Source organism: Saccharothrix sabaoui (assembly GCF_051756985.1).
Classification (GTDB): Bacteria; Actinomycetota; Actinomycetes; order Mycobacteriales; family Pseudonocardiaceae; genus Actinosynnema.
The window spans coordinates 63,137-79,802 of the sequence record NZ_JBPKJK010000003.1; the positions used below are offsets into that span (position 1 = coordinate 63,137).

The following is a 16,666-nucleotide window of genomic DNA, read 5'->3' on the forward strand; positions in this document are numbered from 1 at the left end:
CCGACGCGTGCCGCACCGAGACGGTGATTACGGCAAATGCCGCTGTCGGTGACCTGGCCCGCTACTGGGAAAGTCCGGCTTCGGCCTCGGTCCGGTCGAACAGCTCGTCGTAGCGGCGGCGCAGTTCGTCGACCAGCACGGTCCGCCCGGCCCGGCTCAGCGCCGCGCACTCCCGCGCCACCGCGTCCGCGGTGGGCAGGTCGATCAGCCCGTGCACCACCAGCCGGTAGAGCGCCGGTTCGACGGAGTCGGCCTTCCGGCTGAAGTAGCGGAAGTTGACCAGCCACTCGGCCGGCTTGCCGGTGCCCGGGTGCACCTGGTGGTGGTTGACCGCCTCCCGGACGACCACCCGCGCGCCCGCTCGGACCAGCCGGTGGCTCAGGTCCGCGTCCTCCAGCCCCCAGCCGGTGAAGCCCTCGTCGAAGAGGCCGACCTCGACCACCTGCTCCCGCAGCGCGGACATGTTCCCGGTCGTGCCGAGCAGCCACGACAACGCGAAGTCCGCCGGGTCGGGGAAGACCTCCAGCACCGGCACGACGTGGTACTCCCACCAGGGCTCAGGCAGGCCGTAGGTGGCGAGCACCCGGTCCAGGTCGTGCTCCACGGCGTCGGCGTCGACGAGGGCGACCTCGCCGCCGAGCAGGTCCCGCGGCACCCCCGCGCACAACGCCATCAGCCTCTCGTCCGCGGGCAGCGCCGGGTGCCAGCGCGTCAGCACGCCGCCCTGCCGGCCCAGCACGAGCGGCGTCCCGCCGCCCTCGAACGCCTCGGCGTGCCGCGCCACGAAGTCCGGGGAGACGATCCTGTCGTCGTCGCAGAACACCACGACGTCACCCGCCGCCGCCCGGACGCCGGTGTTCCGGGCCGCCGAACGGCCCTTGTTGTCCTGCTGCACGTAGGTGATCGGCAGGCGCTCCGCGTACCGCCGCACCACGTGCGCGGTGTCGTCGGTGCTGCCGTCGTCGACGACGACCAGTTCGTAGTCCCGCACCGACTGGCCGGTGTAGGACGCCAACGTCAACTCCAGGTACCGCGCCTTGTTGAACGTCGGCACGACCACGCTCACCGCCGGTACCCCGGACACCTGCCCCATCGGCCTTCCCTCCACGACTCCCACGGCGACCACGAATCCACGGCGACCGCGGCGGGCGGGCAGCACCGCACGGGGCGTCGCGGTGCGACGGCGTGACGGCGTGGCCGGGTGCGGCGGACGGACGTGGCGGACGAGCGCGGCACGACGGGCGCGGGGGGAGCGCGCCACCACTCGTGCCACGTGCGGGCGGCCGAGCCGGTTCGCCGCCGGGACCCGGTGTTCCCGGTGAGCGGACGCGGACTTCCGACCGGACATCCCCCTGGTGCCGCGGATCAGCGCGACGACGCCGAATCTAACCGGGCCCCCCACCGCCTGCAAGCACTCCCGGCCCGCGTTCCCAGGGCACTGGGGGTTCCCGAACGAGCGGGACGCCGCCGCGCTCGTCCCGCACAACCCACGACCCCCGCCGGCGGGTGCCTGACGGGGGTCGTGCCGATCGGGTCCTGCTGTCGGAAGCCGAGCGGGGGAAGGGGACGGCGCCGAGGTGCTCTCGGTGCCGCCGGGGCGGTCAGCCGGTGCAGTTCGGGACCGCCGGAACGCTGCCCACGCAGTTGTCGGCGGTGTTGGCGGTGATGGGGGCGCTGGTGGTCGTCATGGTGCCGCCGCGGCGGTGGACGCCACCGGAGTTGCCCAGGGTCAGCAGCGCGTGGTTGTTCGTCACGGCGGTCTGGGTCAGGGTCGTGGCGGTCGAGTCGACCGCGGAGATGCCGCCGCCGCGGCCGGCGCTGTTGCCGGTGACGAACAGCGGGCTGCCGGAGACGCCGGTGACGGTCAGCGTGCCGCGCAGGCCGTTGTAGATGCCGCCGCCGTCGCCGAGCAGGGTGAGGTTGCCGGACACCGGGCTGTTGGTGAACGTGGCGGCGGGCGCGGTGCCGGACGGGGTGTCGGCGTTGGCGAGACCGCCGCCGTTGCCCGAGGCGGTGTTGCCGGTCAGGGTGCTGCCGGTGAGGGTGACCGCGCCGCGGTTGAGGATGCCGCCGCCGCTGCCCAGGACGTTGCCCCGGGTGAACGCGACCCCGGTGGTGAGGGTGAGGCTGCCGGTCGGCCCGACCTCGGCGATCCGGAACAGGCCCAGGCCCAGCAGCGAGGCGTTGGTGACGGTGGCCGGGCCGATCATCTCGATCGGGGTGGTGATCACCGGCAGGGCGTTCGACGCGCCGCCGTGGGCGGTGGTCATGCGGTAGGTGCAGCCGCCGGCCAGGACGAGGGTGTCCGAGGTGGGCGTGGAGTTGGCCAGGTTCACCGCCGCCACCAAGGCGTTCTCACCGCACGCCACCGGGATGGTGATGGCTTGCGCCGCGGAGGGGAAGGCGATGAGGCCCCCTGCCACGACCGCGGTGCCGAACAGGGCCTGGAAGATCGTGCGGCTACGACTCATGACTGTGTCATTTCCTGGAGCACGATGGCGGATGACCCCACGTGGCGCACCGGTGGTGTTCATCCGTGCAGCTGTTCGCCCGTGAAAAAGACCCTGGTCCGCGATCCGCCTCCGGTAACTGCGGGAGGTGTCGCGCCACCGGGGTCCGGGGTAACGGTTCCCAACCTACACCTTCGGCGGATCGGCCGATACCGCGGACGCCCGGATGGCCGTACGCGCTGAGGTTCCGGCGCGGGGCGCTCCGCGCGTCGCGGTGGACCCGGACCCCGGCACCCGGGCCCCGGTCGCGGGCAACGCGGGGGCTGCCGCGCGGATGAACCGGGGCCCGCTCCGACCCCGCCGTTCCGTGGGAGCATGGCTCGACAGGCGGGTTCGCCCCGGACCTCGGCGGACCACCACCCCACCCGGCTCCCCGGAGGTCCGTCATGCTCGAACCCGGCCACGACGTCCGAGCTGTGCCCGACCACCTCGTGCACGACCGCTTCCGGCCGGTGCGCGGACGAAGCCGTGGCACGGCTGCCGGTGGCCCTCGCGCTGCTGAGCCTCCCCACCAGTGACCGGGTCGACACCGCGCTCCGCACCGCGGTGGCGGACCTGCACAACCTGGCCGGCTGGGCGTGCTTCGACACCGGCCGGACCGGCGAGGCGCTCCGGCACTTCCGGACGGCGTTGGCGGTGGCCGCGGCGAACGGCGACGAGGCCCTGGTGTCGAACGTCCACTACCGGCTGGGACGGGTCCACCTGCACCACGACGCCCCGCGATCGGCCATGGCCGAGTTCCGGAACGCCGAACGGGCGGCTCGGGCGAGCGGTTCGGCGCTCGCCCTGGCGGTCGTCGCCGCGAACCACGCCTGGGCCCACGCCAGGACGGGCTCCGCGCACCAGGCGGTCGCGCTGATGGCCGAAGCGGCGGATCACCACGCACGAGCGCGGGACGACGGCCCGGCACCGGACTGGGCGCTCTTCTTCACCGACGTCGAACTCTCGGCGATCGGCGGCGTGGTCCACACCGAACTGGCGCAGGCCGGAAATCCCGGCGAGACCGGCGAGGCGGTCCGGCTGCTCACCGCGGCGGTGGACGGCTTCGGGGCGGACCGGGCGCGCAGCCGGGCGTTCAGCCTGGTCTCGCTCGCCGTCTGCCACCTGCTCGACGGCCAACTCGACAGCGGGACGCGACTGGGCGGGGAGGCGGTCGACCTGTGCCAGGCGTTGGCGTCGACCCGCACCACCACCAGGTTGCGCCCGCTGCGGGACGCGGCACGCCGGTACCCCGCGCACCGGGACGCCCGCGCCGGCGGAGCGGGTCGACCGGTTCCGGCCCGCCGGCACGGCCACCGGCTGGTCGGCCGCGGGCTTCCCGAACCGGTGAGCGCGGCCACGCGGCTCACCGTGATCGACCGCGGCGCCACCGGGTGCCTCCCCTGCCCCGTGCGCGGCCGGCGGACCGCCGGGAGATCAGCGGGCACACCGTGTCGCCACACCGGTTTGGCGCGACCACCCGCGGGTACCCGTGCCGATACGGCTCCCCGACCACGCGGAGCCCACACCGATCGCCCCGGCCCCCGGCGACGGAGAACGCAGGCCGTTCCCGGAGGTACGAGCGTGAGAGCCGAATCAGGCGTCGCCCGAGCAGTCACCGCGCCGCAGCCCATGGTGGCGGGTGAGAAGTCGCCGGGCGAGATGTTCCTGGTCAAGTTGTTCGCCGTGGTGCCGGCGCTGGCGCTGGCCGCGGCGGTCCCGCTGGCGTGGGGCTGGGGGCTCGGCTGGGTCGACGTCGGCCTCGCCGTCTTCTTCTACACCCTCACCTGCCTGGGGGTGACCGTCGGCTTCCACCGCTACTTCACCCACGGCGCCTTCAGGGCCAACCGCGCCCTGAGGATCGCGCTCGCGGTGACCGGCAGCATGGCCATGCAGGGCCCGGTCGTCGGCTGGGTCGCCGACCACCGCCGGCACCACGCCTACGCCGACCGGGAGGGCGACCCGCACTCCCCGTGGCTCTTCGGGACCTCGGCCCGTGGGCTGGCCAAGGGTTTCTGGCACGCCCACATGGGCTGGATGTTCCAGCGGGAGCTGACCAACGCCGCCCGCTTCGCCCCCGACCTGCTCGCCGACCCCGACATCCAGCGCGTCAACCGCTGGTTCGCCGGGCTGACCGCAGTGACGCTGCTCGCGCCCGCGCTCGCCGGGGGGCTGCTCACGTGGAGCTGGTGGGGCGCGTTGACCGCGTTCTTCTGGGCCGGCCTGGTGCGCGTCGCCGTGCTGCACCACGTCACCTGGTCGGTCAACTCGATCTGCCACATGATCGGCGACCGGCCCTTCACCGCACGCGACAGGTCCGCCAACTTCTGGCCGCTGGCGATCCTGTCGATGGGCGAGTCCTGGCACAACTCCCACCACGCCGACCCGACCTGCGCCCGCCACGGCGTGCGACGCGGTCAGGTCGACGTCTCGGCGCGGCTGATCTGGGTCTTCGGGAAGCTGGGCTGGGCCACCGGAATCCGCTGGCCCAGGCCGGAGCGGCTGGCCCGCACCCTCAAGTCCACCGCCCCCTGACGCCGGGGGTTCGCCCGGACCCGTTCCCCGAGCCGACACCGACCGCACTCCCACGGAGGACTGAGGAACACATGCCCGACATCCCCGAGAACGGTGGGGTCGTCGACCGACGCCTCCACCTCGCCACCGGGTTCTCCGCCTCCGAACGCGACTGGGTGTGCGAGCACCTGGCCTCGCTCGGTTCGCGGTTGCGCTCGTTCCGCGACGACCGGATCGAGCTGGAGATCAGCGTCAAGGACCGCGAGGGCGTCGAGCAACGGGTCACCCTGGAGTGCTGGATCAACCGGACCCCTCGGCTGCACCTCGTCGCCACGTCCTCGAAACGCGACCTGACCGCGGCGTTGGGCGAAGTCCGCGACGAACTGGTCCGGCAGGTGGACGAGGCCAAGACGCGCACCGAACCGCGCAGCAACCGCGCACTGAGGTCGGTACCCACGTTCCCCGAGCCCTTGCCGTAACGGGAAGGGGGGTGGCGTGTCGCCCGCGGCGATCGGGTTGGGCGACACGCCACTTCCCTCACCCGCTCAGCAGGCCTTGACCGAGACGGTGTGCACCTTCCCCGCCACGTTGAGCACGGTCACGTTGCGCGGCCCCGCCGGCACGCGCACCTGGTAGGTGCCCGCGGCGACCGGGTAGGAGTAGCGGCTGCCGGCGGGCGCCGCCGAGGTGCCGGCGATCATGGCGCCGCTGAGGCGGTGGACGGTGGTGACGACGGGACCGCCGCAGTTGTTGTAGATGCTGATGTACCCCGTGGACGCCGCCGTCGCCGGCGCCGCGGCGAGCACCGCGCCGGCGACCGCCAGACCGGCGGCGGCGATCCCCGCGGCGATCCTGCTGCTGGTGGTGGTCATCGGACACCCCTCCCTCGTGCATCGCCCCGCCGTGCGGCGAGGCCGCGCGACCCTACCGACCGCAGCGGCACCGCGGTGTGGGTCGAACGACCCCCTCGACGCACCCGCACGACGTGGTCGACTTCCCGGCGGGCGCAGCCGAACGTCCTCCCGGGACGACCGCTGGTCCCCGATCGCGAGCCGGGTACCCGGTCGCCACGTCGAGCAGGCGGCGTGTCGCGCACCAGGTCGTGAGGTGGTGCGGCCACCGGGCGTGTGGGCGATCTCGTGGATGGCGGACGGGCACGACACCGGGTGCCACCACCACTCCAGCGGTGCGGTGCACGTGGTGCGCGGCGTCATCCGGCACGAGCAGCTGCGACTGGGCGAACGGCCGACCGGCGACGTCGCGCCCGAGGGCCACGGCTTCCACTTCGACAACACCTTCATCCACCGGGTGCGCCGGGAACCGGGCGCCGGACCGACGGTGACCGTCCACGCGTACTCACCCCCGCTGTCGCACACCGGGCAGTACGCCGAGCACGAGGACGGCCTGCTGCACCGCACACCGACCTCGTCGGAGGAGCAGCTCGTCCCGCACGGGCGCCAGGGCACGCCCAGCGACTCCTGACCGGGCGGCCCCGCTGCCGGGTGGTTCCCGCGGAAGCCGCGTGGCACCGACCGGCGGTTCGTCCGCGCGCCCGGGAAGCGGGCCCCGGTCCGGCGCGACCACCACCGCCGTTGGATTCCCCGATCGGGGGACGCTCGGTCCGGCGGCACCGGTAACCCGCCGCACGGTGCGTGGACGCGGGAGGTTCGGGTAGCCGGTGGTCCCGCGACGGCGTGAGGAGGACGCGATGGCAGGAGCACGGCTGTCGGGCGAGGACACCGGCGAGCCGGACACCCCGAGGAAGGCGGTGCCGGTCGCGGTGCGCAAGGAGGAGACCGCGGGCGCACCGGAACTGTCGCTCGCCGAACTGCGGCGCTTGGCGGACACCGACGGCCTGGAGGTGGTGGAGGAGGTCGTGCAGTCGCGCGGCCGACCGGACCCGGCCACCTGCGTGGGTTCCGGCAAGGCCGAGGAGCTGGCCGCCACCGCGCGTCGGGCGCACGCCGACCTGGTCATCGCGGACGGGGAGCTGTCCCCGCGCCAGGCCCGGGCGCTGGAGGCGCGCGTCGGGCTCCGGGTGGTGGACCGCACGGCGTTGGTCCTGGACATCTTCGCCCGGCACGCCCGCGGCAGCGAGGGCCGCCTCCAGGTGGAGCCGGCCCGGATCGCCTACCACCTGCCGCGCCTGCGCGGTCAGGGCGAGGCGCTCCCGCGCATCCGCGGCGGCCGGGTGGCCGAGCCGGCCGGCAGGCGGGACCGCGCCCGTGCCCGCCGCGCCCACGACCGCGTCCCGTCGGTGGCGATCACCGGTTGCACCAACGCGGGCAAGTCCGCGCTGCTCAACCGGCTCTCCGGGGCCCGGGCCACCTCCGAGGACGTCCTGTTCGCGACCCCGGACCCCACCGTGCGCCGGATCGAGGTCGAGGGCGTGGCGTCGACCGTCGCCGACACCGTGGGTTTCGTCCGCCACCTGCTGCACCGGCTCGTCGACGCCTTCTCGTCGACGCTGGAGGAGGTCGGGCGGGCCGATCCGGCGCTGCACGAGATCGGCGCCGACGACGTGCCGGAACCGCTGGTGCTCAACAAGGTCGACGTCGCACCGCCGGACTGGGTGACCGCGCTGTGCCGTGCGCACCCCGGCGCGCACCCCGGCGCGCGGACCGTCTCCGCGTTGACCGGCGAGGGCGTGGCCGAGCTGCGCACCGATCCGGCCAGGTGCCCGGGCACCCGCGAAGCCCGTGGGACGACCGCGCGACAGGGGGGAACCGGTGGTTGACGAGGGGACGTCGCCCCGACCGGGCGAGGACGAGGGCGGCGGGACGACCGAGCGGGTGCACGGCTACCTGGCAGAGCACCGGGACCGGGTCGTCGAGGAGCTGACCGGCTGGGTGCGGGTGCGCTCGGTCGCGGGGGAGCCGGAGCACGACGTCGACCTGACCCGGTCGGCGAAGTGGCTCGCCGGGGCGTTGCGGGACACGGGTTTCCCCGTGGTCGAGGAGTGGGGGGCGACGGGCCGGCCCGCGGTGTACGCGGAGTGGTGCGAGGCGCCCGACGCGCCGACGGTCCTGGTCTACAGCCACCACGACGTGCGCGCCGCCAAGGACTGGCAGTGGGAGGAGACGCCGCCGTTCGAACCGACCCTGCGCGACGGCCGCCTCTACGGTCGGGGCACCTCCGACGCCAAGGGGCAGGTGCTGGCCCACCTGTGGGGCGTCCGGGCGCACCTGGCCGCCACCGGGCGCACCGCCCCGGCGGTGAACCTCAAGTTCCTGGTCGAGGGCGAGGAGGAGGCCGGGTCACCGCACTTCGCCCAGGTGATCGAGGAGCACCGCGATCGGCTCGACTGCGATCTGGTGGTCTTCTCCGACACCGTGCTGTGGCGGGCCGACCACCCGGCGATCTGCACCAGCGTGCGGGGCATGCTCGGCGCGCACCTGGAGGTGCGCGGTCCGCTGCGCGACGTGCACAGCGGCGCGGTGTCCGGACCGGCGCCCAACCCCGCCGAGAAGCTGTCCGGGCTGCTGGCGCGGCTGCACGACGAGAAGGGCCGCGTCACCCTGCCCGGGTTCTACGACGCCGTGGCCGAGGCCTCCGAGCGCACCAAGGCCGACCTGGCCGCGCTGCCGTTCAGCGACGACGACTGGCTCACCAGGTCGGACACCCGCAGCATCGGCGGTGAAGCGGGGTACACGGTGCTGGAACGGCTGTGGACCCGACCGGCCGTCGAGGTGCTCACCGTGGTCGCGGGCGACCCGGTCGGACCACCGACGGGCGCGATCCCCTCGGTCGCCGCCGCCGACCTGAGCATCCGCACCGTGCCGGACCAGACGGTCGCCGACGTGGCCGACCAACTGCGGCGCTGGGTGGCGGACAACATCGGCGACCGCGTCGACTACGAGCTGACGGTCTCGGAGGAGGCCGGCCAGGAGCCGTACCGCACCCCGGAGGACCACCCCGCGCTCGACGCGCTCGCGGCCGCCGTGCACGAGGGGTTCGGCTCACCGCCGGGCCGGATGGGCAACGCGGGCGGCGGGCCCGCCGAACTGCTCGCCCGCACCCTGGACGCGCCGGTGGTGTTCTTCGGCACCGGGCTGCCCGAGGACCGGTGGCACGACAGCGACGAACGGGTATCGGTCGACGTGCTGCTCGCCGGAGCCGCCACGCTGGCCCGCCTGTGGTCGCGGCTCGCGGCGCTGCACGAGCGCCGCTGACCGGTCCGGCACCCCCCGTGCGCCGTCCGCGGTCCGAGTGGGGTCGCGTGCGCCCGGGAGCGGTGTTCCGGTGGCCCGCGGGAGATCGCCGGAAGAAGAACGGCCTCCGGTCGCGCTGGGGGAGGCGGCGACCGGAGGCGGCAGCCCCTGGCCGCTCTGGGGGGAGGTGAGCGGTCGGGGCGGGTTGAGGGGTCGGCACGGCGGTCGCCTCTCGGCGAGTGGCTCGACGCGGCTCCAGCCGAACGGTGTTCCGCGAAGGCTCTGGGTGAGGCCCGGGGACACGGACCGCACCGACCACCCCGTACAACGGCACGGCACGTCCCGGTGTTCCCCTTCCGAAGTGCTCTGCCTCACCTGTCCGGGGCGACTCGACCGCCGCTGCCGATGATGTCGTCGACGAAGCGCTGGGCCAGGTCGCGGAGCTTGACGTTCTCGCGCTGGGAACGGTCGGCCGGCATCGCGAACGCCTCGTCCGCGCTGATCCGGTGCACCGCCATGACGATCCCCTTGGCCTGGTCGATGACCGCACGGCTGACCAACGCCTGGCCCAGCTCAGCCGCCTGCCGGCGGGCCCCCTGGTAGCGGCGGGCATTGCGCAGCGCCGCCTCCGCGGCGGTCGTGTACAGCTCCAGCACGGCCGCGTCGAGCTCTTCGAACCCGCGCTCCCGCCCGCCGTAGAGGTTGAGCGAACCCGTCCACTCCTCGTCGACGCGCAGCGGGGCCGACAGGTAGCAGGCGACGCCCGACCTCGCGGCCACCTCCGAGAACACCGGCCACCGGTGCGACGTCGCGCTCACCGTCGCCTGCACGACCCGGCCCGCCCGACCGGCCTCCAGGCAGGGCCCCTCGCCGGTGCGGTACTGCGCGGAGTCCACGTCCAACGCCCGCCGCCCGGTCGCCGCCGCGGTCGTCGGACCGTCCCGGCCCAGCAGGGTCACGCTCACCACGTCAGTCCCCGGGACCGCCCGGGCCACCTGCCGGCAGACCTGGTCCAGGACGGTCGACAACCGCTCCTCCTGGTCCAGGACCGCGGACAGCTCGGCCAACGCGCCCGTGACCTCGTCGAGCCGACGGGCCAACCCGCTCGCGACGTGACCACCGGCCTCATCCCACTGCCCGTCCATCGCCCAGCCTCCTCCGCACCGGTCACCGCCGGCCCGCTTCGCCCACCCACTCTTTCCCTCGCCCATCCCCGTCACACCTGCCGGCACGAACCTCCGGCGGTTTTCCGCGGCACCGGCGAACCGGGGGTTTCGCCGCTCCGTGCGGGGTACTGAACCAGTGCGTCGAGCAGCCGGCGCGTTCACCCGGTGGTTGAGCGAAGGCGGCGACGCAGGATGGAATCGCGGTTCAACGGCTTTGTGGTCAGGGCGCTCCACGGCTACGCGCGGTCGGTCACCCGGGAGTTGGGGCTCGCCCCCGAGCGGTCGTACGTGCAGGTCGAGGGGATCGCGACCGTGTTCCTGGAACTCGACCGGAGGCTGCCGGCCTTCCCGGACCGCGAGGCGGCGCTGCTGTGGGACGAGCGCAGCGGCTGGGCGGCGGCGGTGGAGACGCACAGCGGCGAGGACCTGATCGTCCAGTCGTGGTTCGGCTCGGACCTCCTCCCCGGGCCGCGGGCGGTGGCCCGTTGGGTCGACGCGCTGTTCCGGGGCGAACGGGGTGCCCGCACCGGGTACGGGCCGACCGGCGAGGCGCCGTCGGACCTGGCCGGTCGACTGGCGCCGTACGCCACCGCGACGCCGGGCCCGCTGCCCCGGGTCGCGTGAGCCGGTGGTCGACACCGAACACCGGGGACCGGGGAAGGACCGGGACCGGCGACGGACGACGCCGACCTGACCGGGTGGTGACCGGGTTGGGCGCCCCTGTGCCGGGTACGCGTTCGGCGAACCCGTCGCCCGGCCGGGTGCGCGACGCGCCACCCGGCCGCGACCACCCACACCCCGGCGCGGGACGGACCCGACCGGGACGAGGAACGCACGGAGGTCACGATGTCCGCGTACACCACTCGTGAACGGCTGGAGGAGTGCCTGGAACAGGTCGACTTCCCCGCGGGCAAGGACGAACTCGTGAACGCCGCGCAGGAGCGGGGCGACGAGGTCACGGCGCGGGCGCTGCGCGCGATCCCGCCGGTCGACTACGCCAACCCGGCCGAGGTCGTCGCCTCGGTCCGCTTCGACGACGACACCACCCGCGCCGACCCCAGCGGCCGTTGACCCCGTCCGGACCACGGAGGTCCCGGGCGGCACGGAGTCGAGTGGCGCGGTGGGCGACAGGACCTCATAGTCGGGTCACGCCGCGTTCCCGCCGTCCTCGGGACGTGGTCGAACGAGTGGAGGTGGAGTGCGACATGCCCGATCCCGGCAGCCACGCCTACGACGTCCGGCGCACTCGGCTGCGCGCCGACCTCGACGACCACGGGGTGCCCGACCAGCACGCCGACGCGGCGGCGAACGAGCGGTTGCAGCGCGACCACCCGCCGCGCCCGGCGGGTGAGCGGGCCGCGGGGCCGGCGGGCGGTGGCGGCGGTCCGGAGGCCGACGGCGGCCTGGGCCTGCGCAGCCCCGCGTTCAGCGACCACACCCTGATCCCCGACCGGTACTCCCGCGACGGCGGTGACACCTCGCCGCCGCTGGTGTGGTCGGACGTGCCGGCGGGCACGGAGGAGTTGGCGCTGCTGTGCGAGGACCCGGACGCTCCCGGTGGGACGTTCACGCACTGGGTGGTGACCGGCATCCCGGCCGACGCGACGTCCGTCGAGGAGGGGTCGGTCCCCGCCGGCGCGGTGGTCGGCCGCAACGGCTACGGCGAGCCCGGCTGGGGCGGTCCGCGGCCGCCGGTGGGCGACGAACCGCACCGCTGCTTCTTCCGCCTGTTCGCCGTGGACCGGCCGCTCGGGCTCGGCGAGGGCGTCACGGCGGACGACCTGCGCGCCGCGGTCGAGGGCCGGGTGCTGGCCGCCGGAACCCTGGTCGGCCTGTTCGGCCGCTGACCGGCACGTCCCGAGAGGAGTGGTGATGACCGAGGCGAACCCGACCGGCACGTCCTGGCGGGAGTGGCCGCGGTGGATCGGCGAGCAGGCCCGGGAGGTGGTCGAACTGGTCGAGGGCGGCGAGTCGGTGCGGGCCGTGGACGCCCTGGACCGGATCATCGCCGACCTCGACGACCGGCGGGCCCTCCTCGCCGATTCGGCCAACGCCCTGGACTGACCGCTCGCCGGTCACCCCGTCGTCGGACGCGCGGTTGGCGCGGTGGTGCGCGGGTACTCGACCGGGACGTCAAGCAGTCGGCGCTCCCCCAGCGTCGAAGGGCGACGTCATGGCCCACGCACACCTCCTCGACCGCGGCGCGGTCGTCACCTACCTCGATCCCGACGTGTTCGCCCCGTCCGCTTTCGGGCGCGGCGTCGTCGTGGGACCGGTGCTCGTCGATCCCTTCACCGAACGTGCCTGGGTGCCGGTGCTCCGGCCCGATCGCACCACCCTCGTGCTGGACATCGCGAACATCATCGAAGTGGTCCCCGGTCGCGGGAGGCGGGGCGACCCGAAGCCCGCCTGACCGCTCGGACCGGTGGCCCGCGGGTACCGGCGGCGTCGAGCGGGTCACGGGTCACCCGACGGCGGGCTCGTGGAGCGGCGTCCTTCGTGGAGCGGCGGCACGACGTGGCCCGGCTGTGAAGCTCACCACCTCCGCGGCCGATGGGTCCGCGCGATGTCCCAGCCGCTGCCCGAATATCCCCGTACGTTCGGGCAGCCTCACTTTCGCCCGGAGCGGCGCGCGTGCCATTGTGCGGCGGAATCGCACGAGGGGACGGAGCGGGGCATGCGACGACGGGCGCTGCTGGGGCGCGACGCGGAGCGCCGCGCGCTGGCCGACCTGGTCGAACAGGCCGCCTCCGGGGCGGGCGGCGCGGTGGTCGTCCTCGGCGCCCCCGGGATCGGCAAGTCGGCGCTGGTCGCCGAGGCGGCGGCGCGGGCCGCGGACCGCGGGACCCGGGTGGTCACGGCCGTGGGGGTGCAGTCCGAGGAGGACGTTCCCTGCGCCGGCCTGCACCAGCTGGTCCACCAGCTGCGGGACGGGATCGACGCGCTGCCCGGACCGCAACGCGCCGCGCTGCGCGCGGCCGTCGGGCTCGTGGACGAGGCCGTGCCCGACCTCTACCTCGTCGGCCTGGCCGCGCTGACGCTGCTGTCGGACGCGGCGGTGAGGGCGCCGCTGCTGGTGGTCGTCGAGGACGCCCACTGGATGGACCGGGCCAGCCTCGACGTGCTCGGGTTCGTCGCGCGGCGGATCGAGTCCGACCCCCTCGCCCTGGTCGCCGTCACCCGCGGCCTGGACGACCGGCTCGGGGGCGCCGGGCTGCCCGTGCTGCACCTGGACCCGTTGACGGACGAGGTGTCGGGCGAGCTGCTGGACGCGGTGGCCCCCGGCCTGGGGCAGCAGGTCCGGCGGCGGCTGCTGGCGGAGGCGGCCGGGAACCCGCTGGCGTTGACCGAGCTGCCGGTGGCGCTGCGGTCGATCGGCGGGGCGTACGCGCTCACCCCGGGCCCGCTGCCGCTGACCGAGCGGCTGGAGCGGACCTTCACGGCACGGGTCTCCCGCCTTCCGCCCGCCACCCGGGCGGTCCTCCTCCTCGCGGCCCTCAACGGTGACGGCACGATGGACGAGTGCCTCGCCGCCGCTTCCCTGGTGCTCGGGACGGCGGTCGACGTCGCCGCCCTCCAACCGGCGGTCGACGCGGGCCTGGTGGAGCCCTGGGGGCTGGTCTTCCGGCACCCGCTCGTCCGCTCGGCGATGCACCACGCCGCGACCGCCGCGGAACGGCAGGCCGCGCACGCCGCCCTCGCCTCCGGGCTCCGGGGGCAGCCCGACCGGCAGGCGTGGCACCGCGCCGCCGCCACCGCCGGGCCCGACGAGGACGCGGCGCGGGACCTGGACTCCACCGCCGGCCGGGCCCTGCGGCGGGGCGGTGTCGCCGCGGCCCTGGCCGCGCTGCGGCGGGCGGCGGAGCTGACCGCGGACCCGTCCGCCCGCGCGGACCGGCTGCTGCGCGCGGCCGAGCTCGCGCTGGAGTCGGGCCAGTGCGACGTCGCGGCGCGCCTGCTGGCCCGGGCGCGGTCGCTGGACCTCTCGGTCCGGGACCAGGGCCGGGCGGCCTGGGTCGGCATCGCCCTGGTCGAGGGGTCGGCGCGGGGCGAGGGCACCGCGACCGCCGAGCTGGCCGAGCTGGCCACCGGGATCGCCGCCGGTGGCGAGCCCGTGCTGGGGCTGCGCATGCTGTGGGGCGCGGTCCTGCACTGCTTCTGGGGGGAACCGGGTCCGGCCGCGCGCCGACGGGTCGCCGAGGCCGTCGACCGGATGCCCGTGGACGCGGACAACGCCGACCTGGTGGCCCTGCGGGCGTACTGCGCGCCGGTCGAGCGCGGGCGGGCCGTCCTCGAATGCCTGGCCGGTCAGCTGGAACGGTCCTCCGAGGACGCCGAAGGGGACCAGCTCCTGGGCGGTGCCGCGGTGACGGTGGGCGCTCCCGCCCTGGCGGGCCGGCTGACGGCGCGGTCGCTGGACGCCCTGCGGGCGCAGGGCCGCCTGTCGATGCTGGCCCGCGCCCTCTGCGTCCAGGCGGGGAGCGCCGCGCGCCTCGGTGACGTGCGCGCCGGTCACCTCGCCGCCGAGGAAGCCGCCGAGCTGGCCCGCGAGACCGGTCAACCCCTCGTGCACGCGATGGTGCACGCCATCCGCGCGCAGCTCGCCGCCGTCTGCGGCGACCCGGGGGCGGAGGCGTGGGCGGCGGAGGCGGAGCGCACCGCCCTCCCCGGCGGCGCGCGCCCCGCGCTGGCCATCGTCCAGATGGCACGCGGGCAGGCGGCCCTCTGCCAGGGGCGCTACGGCGACGCCTTCGGGCACCTGCACCGCGTCTTCGACCCGGCCGACCCCGCCTTCCACCCCTGGCTGCGCTTCTACGGGGTCGCCGAACTGGTCGAGGCGGGCGTGCGCAGCGAGTCGGCGGACGCGGCGCGGGACGTCCTGGCGGAACTGGCCCCGCTCGAAGAGCGCACCCCGTCCCCCGCCCTGCTCTGCGGGCTGCGCCTCGCCCGCGCCCTGCTCAGCCCGCCGGACGCCGCCGAGCCGCTCTACCGGGCGGCCCTCGGCGCCGTGCCCGTCGACTGGCCGTTCGAGCGGGCACGGGTGCAGCTCGCCCTGGGCGCGTGGCTGCGCCGGCACCGGCGGCCCGCCGAGTCCCGCGTCGTCCTCCAGGCCGCGCGCGAGGTCTTCGACGCGCTCGGCGCGTCGGCCTGGGCGGACCGGGCGCGCCAGGAGCTGCGCGCCGCGGGCACCTCCTCCCCCCGCCAGGACCCGGCCGCCGTCGACCGGCTCACGTCGACCGAGCTGCACGTCGCCCAGCTCGCCGCGCAGGGGCTGACGAACCGGGAGATCGGCGAGCGGCTGTACGTCTCGCCCAGGACGGTGAGCACCCACCTCCAGCGGATGTTCCCCAAACTGGGCGTGACGTCCCGCGGCGAGCTGGCCGCGGTGCTGCCGACACCGTGACGTACGCCGAAGACGTCGTCCGACGGACGCGACCGGTCCCGCCCGGTCCCTAGGTTCGTGCCGTGCCCGATCCGCACGCGGCGGACGGGCGGGAAGGCACCATGGGAACCATCACCGTCGGCACCGAGGGCTCGACCGGCGTCGAGCTGTACTACGAGGACCACGGCTCCGGCCAGCCGGTCGTCCTGATCCACGGCTACCCGCTGGACGGGCAGTCGTGGGAGAAGCAGACCGACGCGCTGGTCAAGGCCGGCTACCGGGTCGTCACCTACGACCGCCGGGGCTTCGGCCGGTCGAGCAGGACCATGACGGGCTACGACTACGACACCTTCGCCGGTGACCTGAACGAGGTGCTCACCCAGCTCGACCTGAGCGACGTCGTCCTCGTCGGCTTCTCGATGGGTTCGGGCGAGGTCGCCCGCTACCTCGGCACCCACGGCTCGCAGCGGGTGGCGAAGGCGGCGTTCCTCGGCGCGCTCCAGCCGTTCCTGCTCCAGGCGGAGGACAACCCGGCGGGCGTGCCGCAGTCGGTGTTCGACGGCATCGCCGAGCAGGCCGAGGCCGACCGCTACGCCTGGTACGAGAACTTCTTCGTCGACTTCTTCAACACCGACGAGACGCTCGGGTCCCGCCTCAGCGAGGCCGCGCTCCGGGCGAACTGGACCACCGCCATCGCCTCGGCGCCCGTGGCGGCGTACGCGTGCGTCCCGGCGTGGCTGACGGACTTCCGGGCCGACGTGGAGCGCATCGACGTGCCGTCGCTGATCCTGCACGGCACCGCCGACCGCATCCTGCCGATCGACGCCACCGCCCGCGAGTTCCGCCGCCGCCTGCCCGACGCGCGCTACGTCGAGGTCGACGGCGCCCCGCACGGCCTGCTGCTCACCCACGCGGCCGAGGTCAACGCCGCCCTGATCGCGTTCCTCGCGGACTGAGGACGGA

At 75.0% G+C, this 16,666-nt stretch carries 16 protein-coding genes and 1 pseudogene; 13 read left to right on the plus strand and 4 right to left on the minus strand.

Annotated elements, in window-relative coordinates; genetic code table 11:
* Positions 1–61: 61 nt before the first annotated feature.
* Together ACR807_RS01740 and ACR807_RS01745 are read right to left on the minus strand one after the other, a co-directional pair.
* Positions 62–1,093: a glycosyltransferase family 2 protein gene (locus ACR807_RS01740; RefSeq protein WP_438919375.1), complete on the minus strand. Its 1,032-nt coding sequence runs from the start codon at positions 1,091–1,093 to the stop codon at positions 62–64.
* Positions 1,094–1,601: 508 nt separating this feature from the next.
* Entirely contained in the window at positions 1,602–2,471 is an 870-nt protein-coding gene (locus ACR807_RS01745) for a hypothetical protein (protein ID WP_438919376.1), read from the minus strand.
* 354 nt (positions 2,472–2,825) lie between these two features.
* Between ACR807_RS01745 and ACR807_RS41675 the strand changes: the two are divergent.
* The 3 genes and pseudogenes from ACR807_RS41675 to ACR807_RS01755 form a co-directional block, all read left to right on the plus strand.
* Positions 2,826–3,752: pseudogene (locus ACR807_RS41675) on the plus strand (tetratricopeptide repeat protein); the annotation flags it as partial.
* Between the two features lie 369 nt (positions 3,753–4,121).
* Positions 4,122–5,024, plus strand: a complete 903-nt coding sequence (locus ACR807_RS01750) for an acyl-CoA desaturase (protein ID WP_438919437.1) — start codon at positions 4,122–4,124, stop codon at positions 5,022–5,024.
* Positions 5,025–5,095: 71 nt separating this feature from the next.
* Complete coding sequence (locus tag ACR807_RS01755; protein ID WP_438919377.1) at positions 5,096–5,482, plus strand: HPF/RaiA family ribosome-associated protein; 387 nt, start codon at positions 5,096–5,098, stop codon at positions 5,480–5,482.
* A gap of 66 nt (positions 5,483–5,548) precedes the next feature.
* Here ACR807_RS01755 and ACR807_RS01760 read toward each other — a convergent pair whose 3' ends face one another.
* Positions 5,549–5,875 (minus strand): hypothetical protein, encoded by a 327-nt coding sequence (locus ACR807_RS01760; RefSeq protein WP_438919378.1) that lies wholly within the window; start codon positions 5,873–5,875, stop codon positions 5,549–5,551.
* Between the two features lie 235 nt (positions 5,876–6,110).
* Here ACR807_RS01760 and ACR807_RS01765 point away from each other — a divergent pair, with 235 nt between their 5' ends.
* From ACR807_RS01765 to ACR807_RS01775, 3 genes are all read left to right on the plus strand, one after another.
* Positions 6,111–6,485 carry a cupin domain-containing protein gene (locus ACR807_RS01765; protein ID WP_438919379.1) on the plus strand — a complete coding sequence of 125 codons (375 nt, stop codon included), beginning with the start codon at positions 6,111–6,113 and terminating at the stop codon, positions 6,483–6,485.
* A gap of 226 nt (positions 6,486–6,711) precedes the next feature.
* Positions 6,712–7,740, plus strand: a complete 1,029-nt coding sequence (locus tag ACR807_RS01770) for an HflX GTPase family protein (RefSeq protein ID WP_438919380.1) — start codon at positions 6,712–6,714, stop codon at positions 7,738–7,740.
* The gene (locus ACR807_RS01775; protein WP_438919381.1) at positions 7,733–9,175 is read left to right on the plus strand and encodes a M20/M25/M40 family metallo-hydrolase; all 1,443 of its coding nucleotides are present in this window, start codon (positions 7,733–7,735) and stop codon (positions 9,173–9,175) included. Before ACR807_RS01770 ends, ACR807_RS01775 begins: the two co-directional genes overlap by 8 nt.
* Before the next feature lie 350 nt (positions 9,176–9,525).
* Here the strand turns inward: ACR807_RS01775 and ACR807_RS01780 are convergent, their stop codons facing one another.
* On the minus strand, positions 9,526–10,299 hold the full coding sequence (locus ACR807_RS01780) for an ANTAR domain-containing protein (RefSeq protein WP_438919382.1): 774 nt from the start codon (positions 10,297–10,299) through the stop codon (positions 9,526–9,528).
* 213 nt (positions 10,300–10,512) lie between these two features.
* Between ACR807_RS01780 and ACR807_RS01785 the strand changes: the two genes are divergently transcribed.
* The 7 genes from ACR807_RS01785 (at position 10,513) to ACR807_RS01815 (ending at position 16,659) form a co-directional block, all read left to right on the plus strand.
* Positions 10,513–10,944, plus strand: a complete 432-nt coding sequence (locus ACR807_RS01785) for a DUF6292 family protein (protein ID WP_438919383.1) — start codon at positions 10,513–10,515, stop codon at positions 10,942–10,944.
* A 222-nt stretch (positions 10,945–11,166) separates the two neighbouring features.
* Positions 11,167–11,391, plus strand: coding sequence for a DUF2795 domain-containing protein (locus ACR807_RS01790; protein ID WP_438919384.1), 225 nt, complete (start codon positions 11,167–11,169; stop codon positions 11,389–11,391).
* Positions 11,392–11,636: 245 nt separating this feature from the next.
* Complete coding sequence (locus tag ACR807_RS01795) at positions 11,637–12,167, plus strand: YbhB/YbcL family Raf kinase inhibitor-like protein (RefSeq protein WP_438919438.1); 531 nt, start codon at positions 11,637–11,639, stop codon at positions 12,165–12,167.
* A gap of 25 nt (positions 12,168–12,192) precedes the next feature.
* The gene (locus ACR807_RS01800; protein WP_438919385.1) at positions 12,193–12,384 is read left to right on the plus strand and encodes a hypothetical protein; all 192 of its coding nucleotides are present in this window, start codon (positions 12,193–12,195) and stop codon (positions 12,382–12,384) included.
* Positions 12,385–12,493: 109 nt separating this feature from the next.
* The gene (locus ACR807_RS01805) at positions 12,494–12,733 is read left to right on the plus strand and encodes a hypothetical protein (protein ID WP_438919386.1); all 240 of its coding nucleotides are present in this window, start codon (positions 12,494–12,496) and stop codon (positions 12,731–12,733) included.
* 264 nt (positions 12,734–12,997) lie between these two features.
* The gene (locus tag ACR807_RS01810; protein ID WP_438919387.1) at positions 12,998–15,724 is read left to right on the plus strand and encodes an ATP-binding protein; all 2,727 of its coding nucleotides are present in this window, start codon (positions 12,998–13,000) and stop codon (positions 15,722–15,724) included.
* 62 nt (positions 15,725–15,786) lie between these two features.
* Positions 15,787–16,659 (plus strand): alpha/beta fold hydrolase, encoded by an 873-nt coding sequence (locus tag ACR807_RS01815; protein ID WP_438919388.1) that lies wholly within the window; start codon positions 15,787–15,789, stop codon positions 16,657–16,659.
* The last annotated feature ends 7 nt before the right edge of the window (positions 16,660–16,666 follow it).

What these genes read in the sequence shown, in the direction of transcription:
- ACR807_RS01810 (WP_438919387.1), top strand. Translation starts at nt 12,998, where the DNA reads ATGCGACGACGGGCGCTGCTGGGGCGCGACGCGGAGCGCCGCGCGCTG.
- ACR807_RS01790 (WP_438919384.1), top strand. Translation starts at nt 11,167, where the DNA reads ATGTCCGCGTACACCACTCGTGAACGGCTGGAGGAGTGCCTGGAACAG.
- ACR807_RS01745 (WP_438919376.1), bottom strand. Translation starts at nt 2,471, where the DNA reads ATGAGTCGTAGCCGCACGATCTTCCAGGCCCTGTTCGGCACCGCGGTC.
- ACR807_RS01750 (WP_438919437.1), top strand. Translation starts at nt 4,122, where the DNA reads ATGGTGGCGGGTGAGAAGTCGCCGGGCGAGATGTTCCTGGTCAAGTTG.
- ACR807_RS01755 (WP_438919377.1), top strand. Translation starts at nt 5,096, where the DNA reads ATGCCCGACATCCCCGAGAACGGTGGGGTCGTCGACCGACGCCTCCAC.
- ACR807_RS01780 (WP_438919382.1), bottom strand. Translation starts at nt 10,299, where the DNA reads ATGGACGGGCAGTGGGATGAGGCCGGTGGTCACGTCGCGAGCGGGTTG.
- ACR807_RS01805 (WP_438919386.1), top strand. Translation starts at nt 12,494, where the DNA reads ATGGCCCACGCACACCTCCTCGACCGCGGCGCGGTCGTCACCTACCTC.
- ACR807_RS01800 (WP_438919385.1), top strand. Translation starts at nt 12,193, where the DNA reads ATGACCGAGGCGAACCCGACCGGCACGTCCTGGCGGGAGTGGCCGCGG.
- ACR807_RS01740 (WP_438919375.1), bottom strand. Translation starts at nt 1,093, where the DNA reads ATGGGGCAGGTGTCCGGGGTACCGGCGGTGAGCGTGGTCGTGCCGACG.
- ACR807_RS01785 (WP_438919383.1), top strand. Translation starts at nt 10,513, where the DNA reads ATGGAATCGCGGTTCAACGGCTTTGTGGTCAGGGCGCTCCACGGCTAC.
- ACR807_RS01770 (WP_438919380.1), top strand. Translation starts at nt 6,712, where the DNA reads ATGGCAGGAGCACGGCTGTCGGGCGAGGACACCGGCGAGCCGGACACC.
- ACR807_RS01760 (WP_438919378.1), bottom strand. Translation starts at nt 5,875, where the DNA reads ATGACCACCACCAGCAGCAGGATCGCCGCGGGGATCGCCGCCGCCGGT.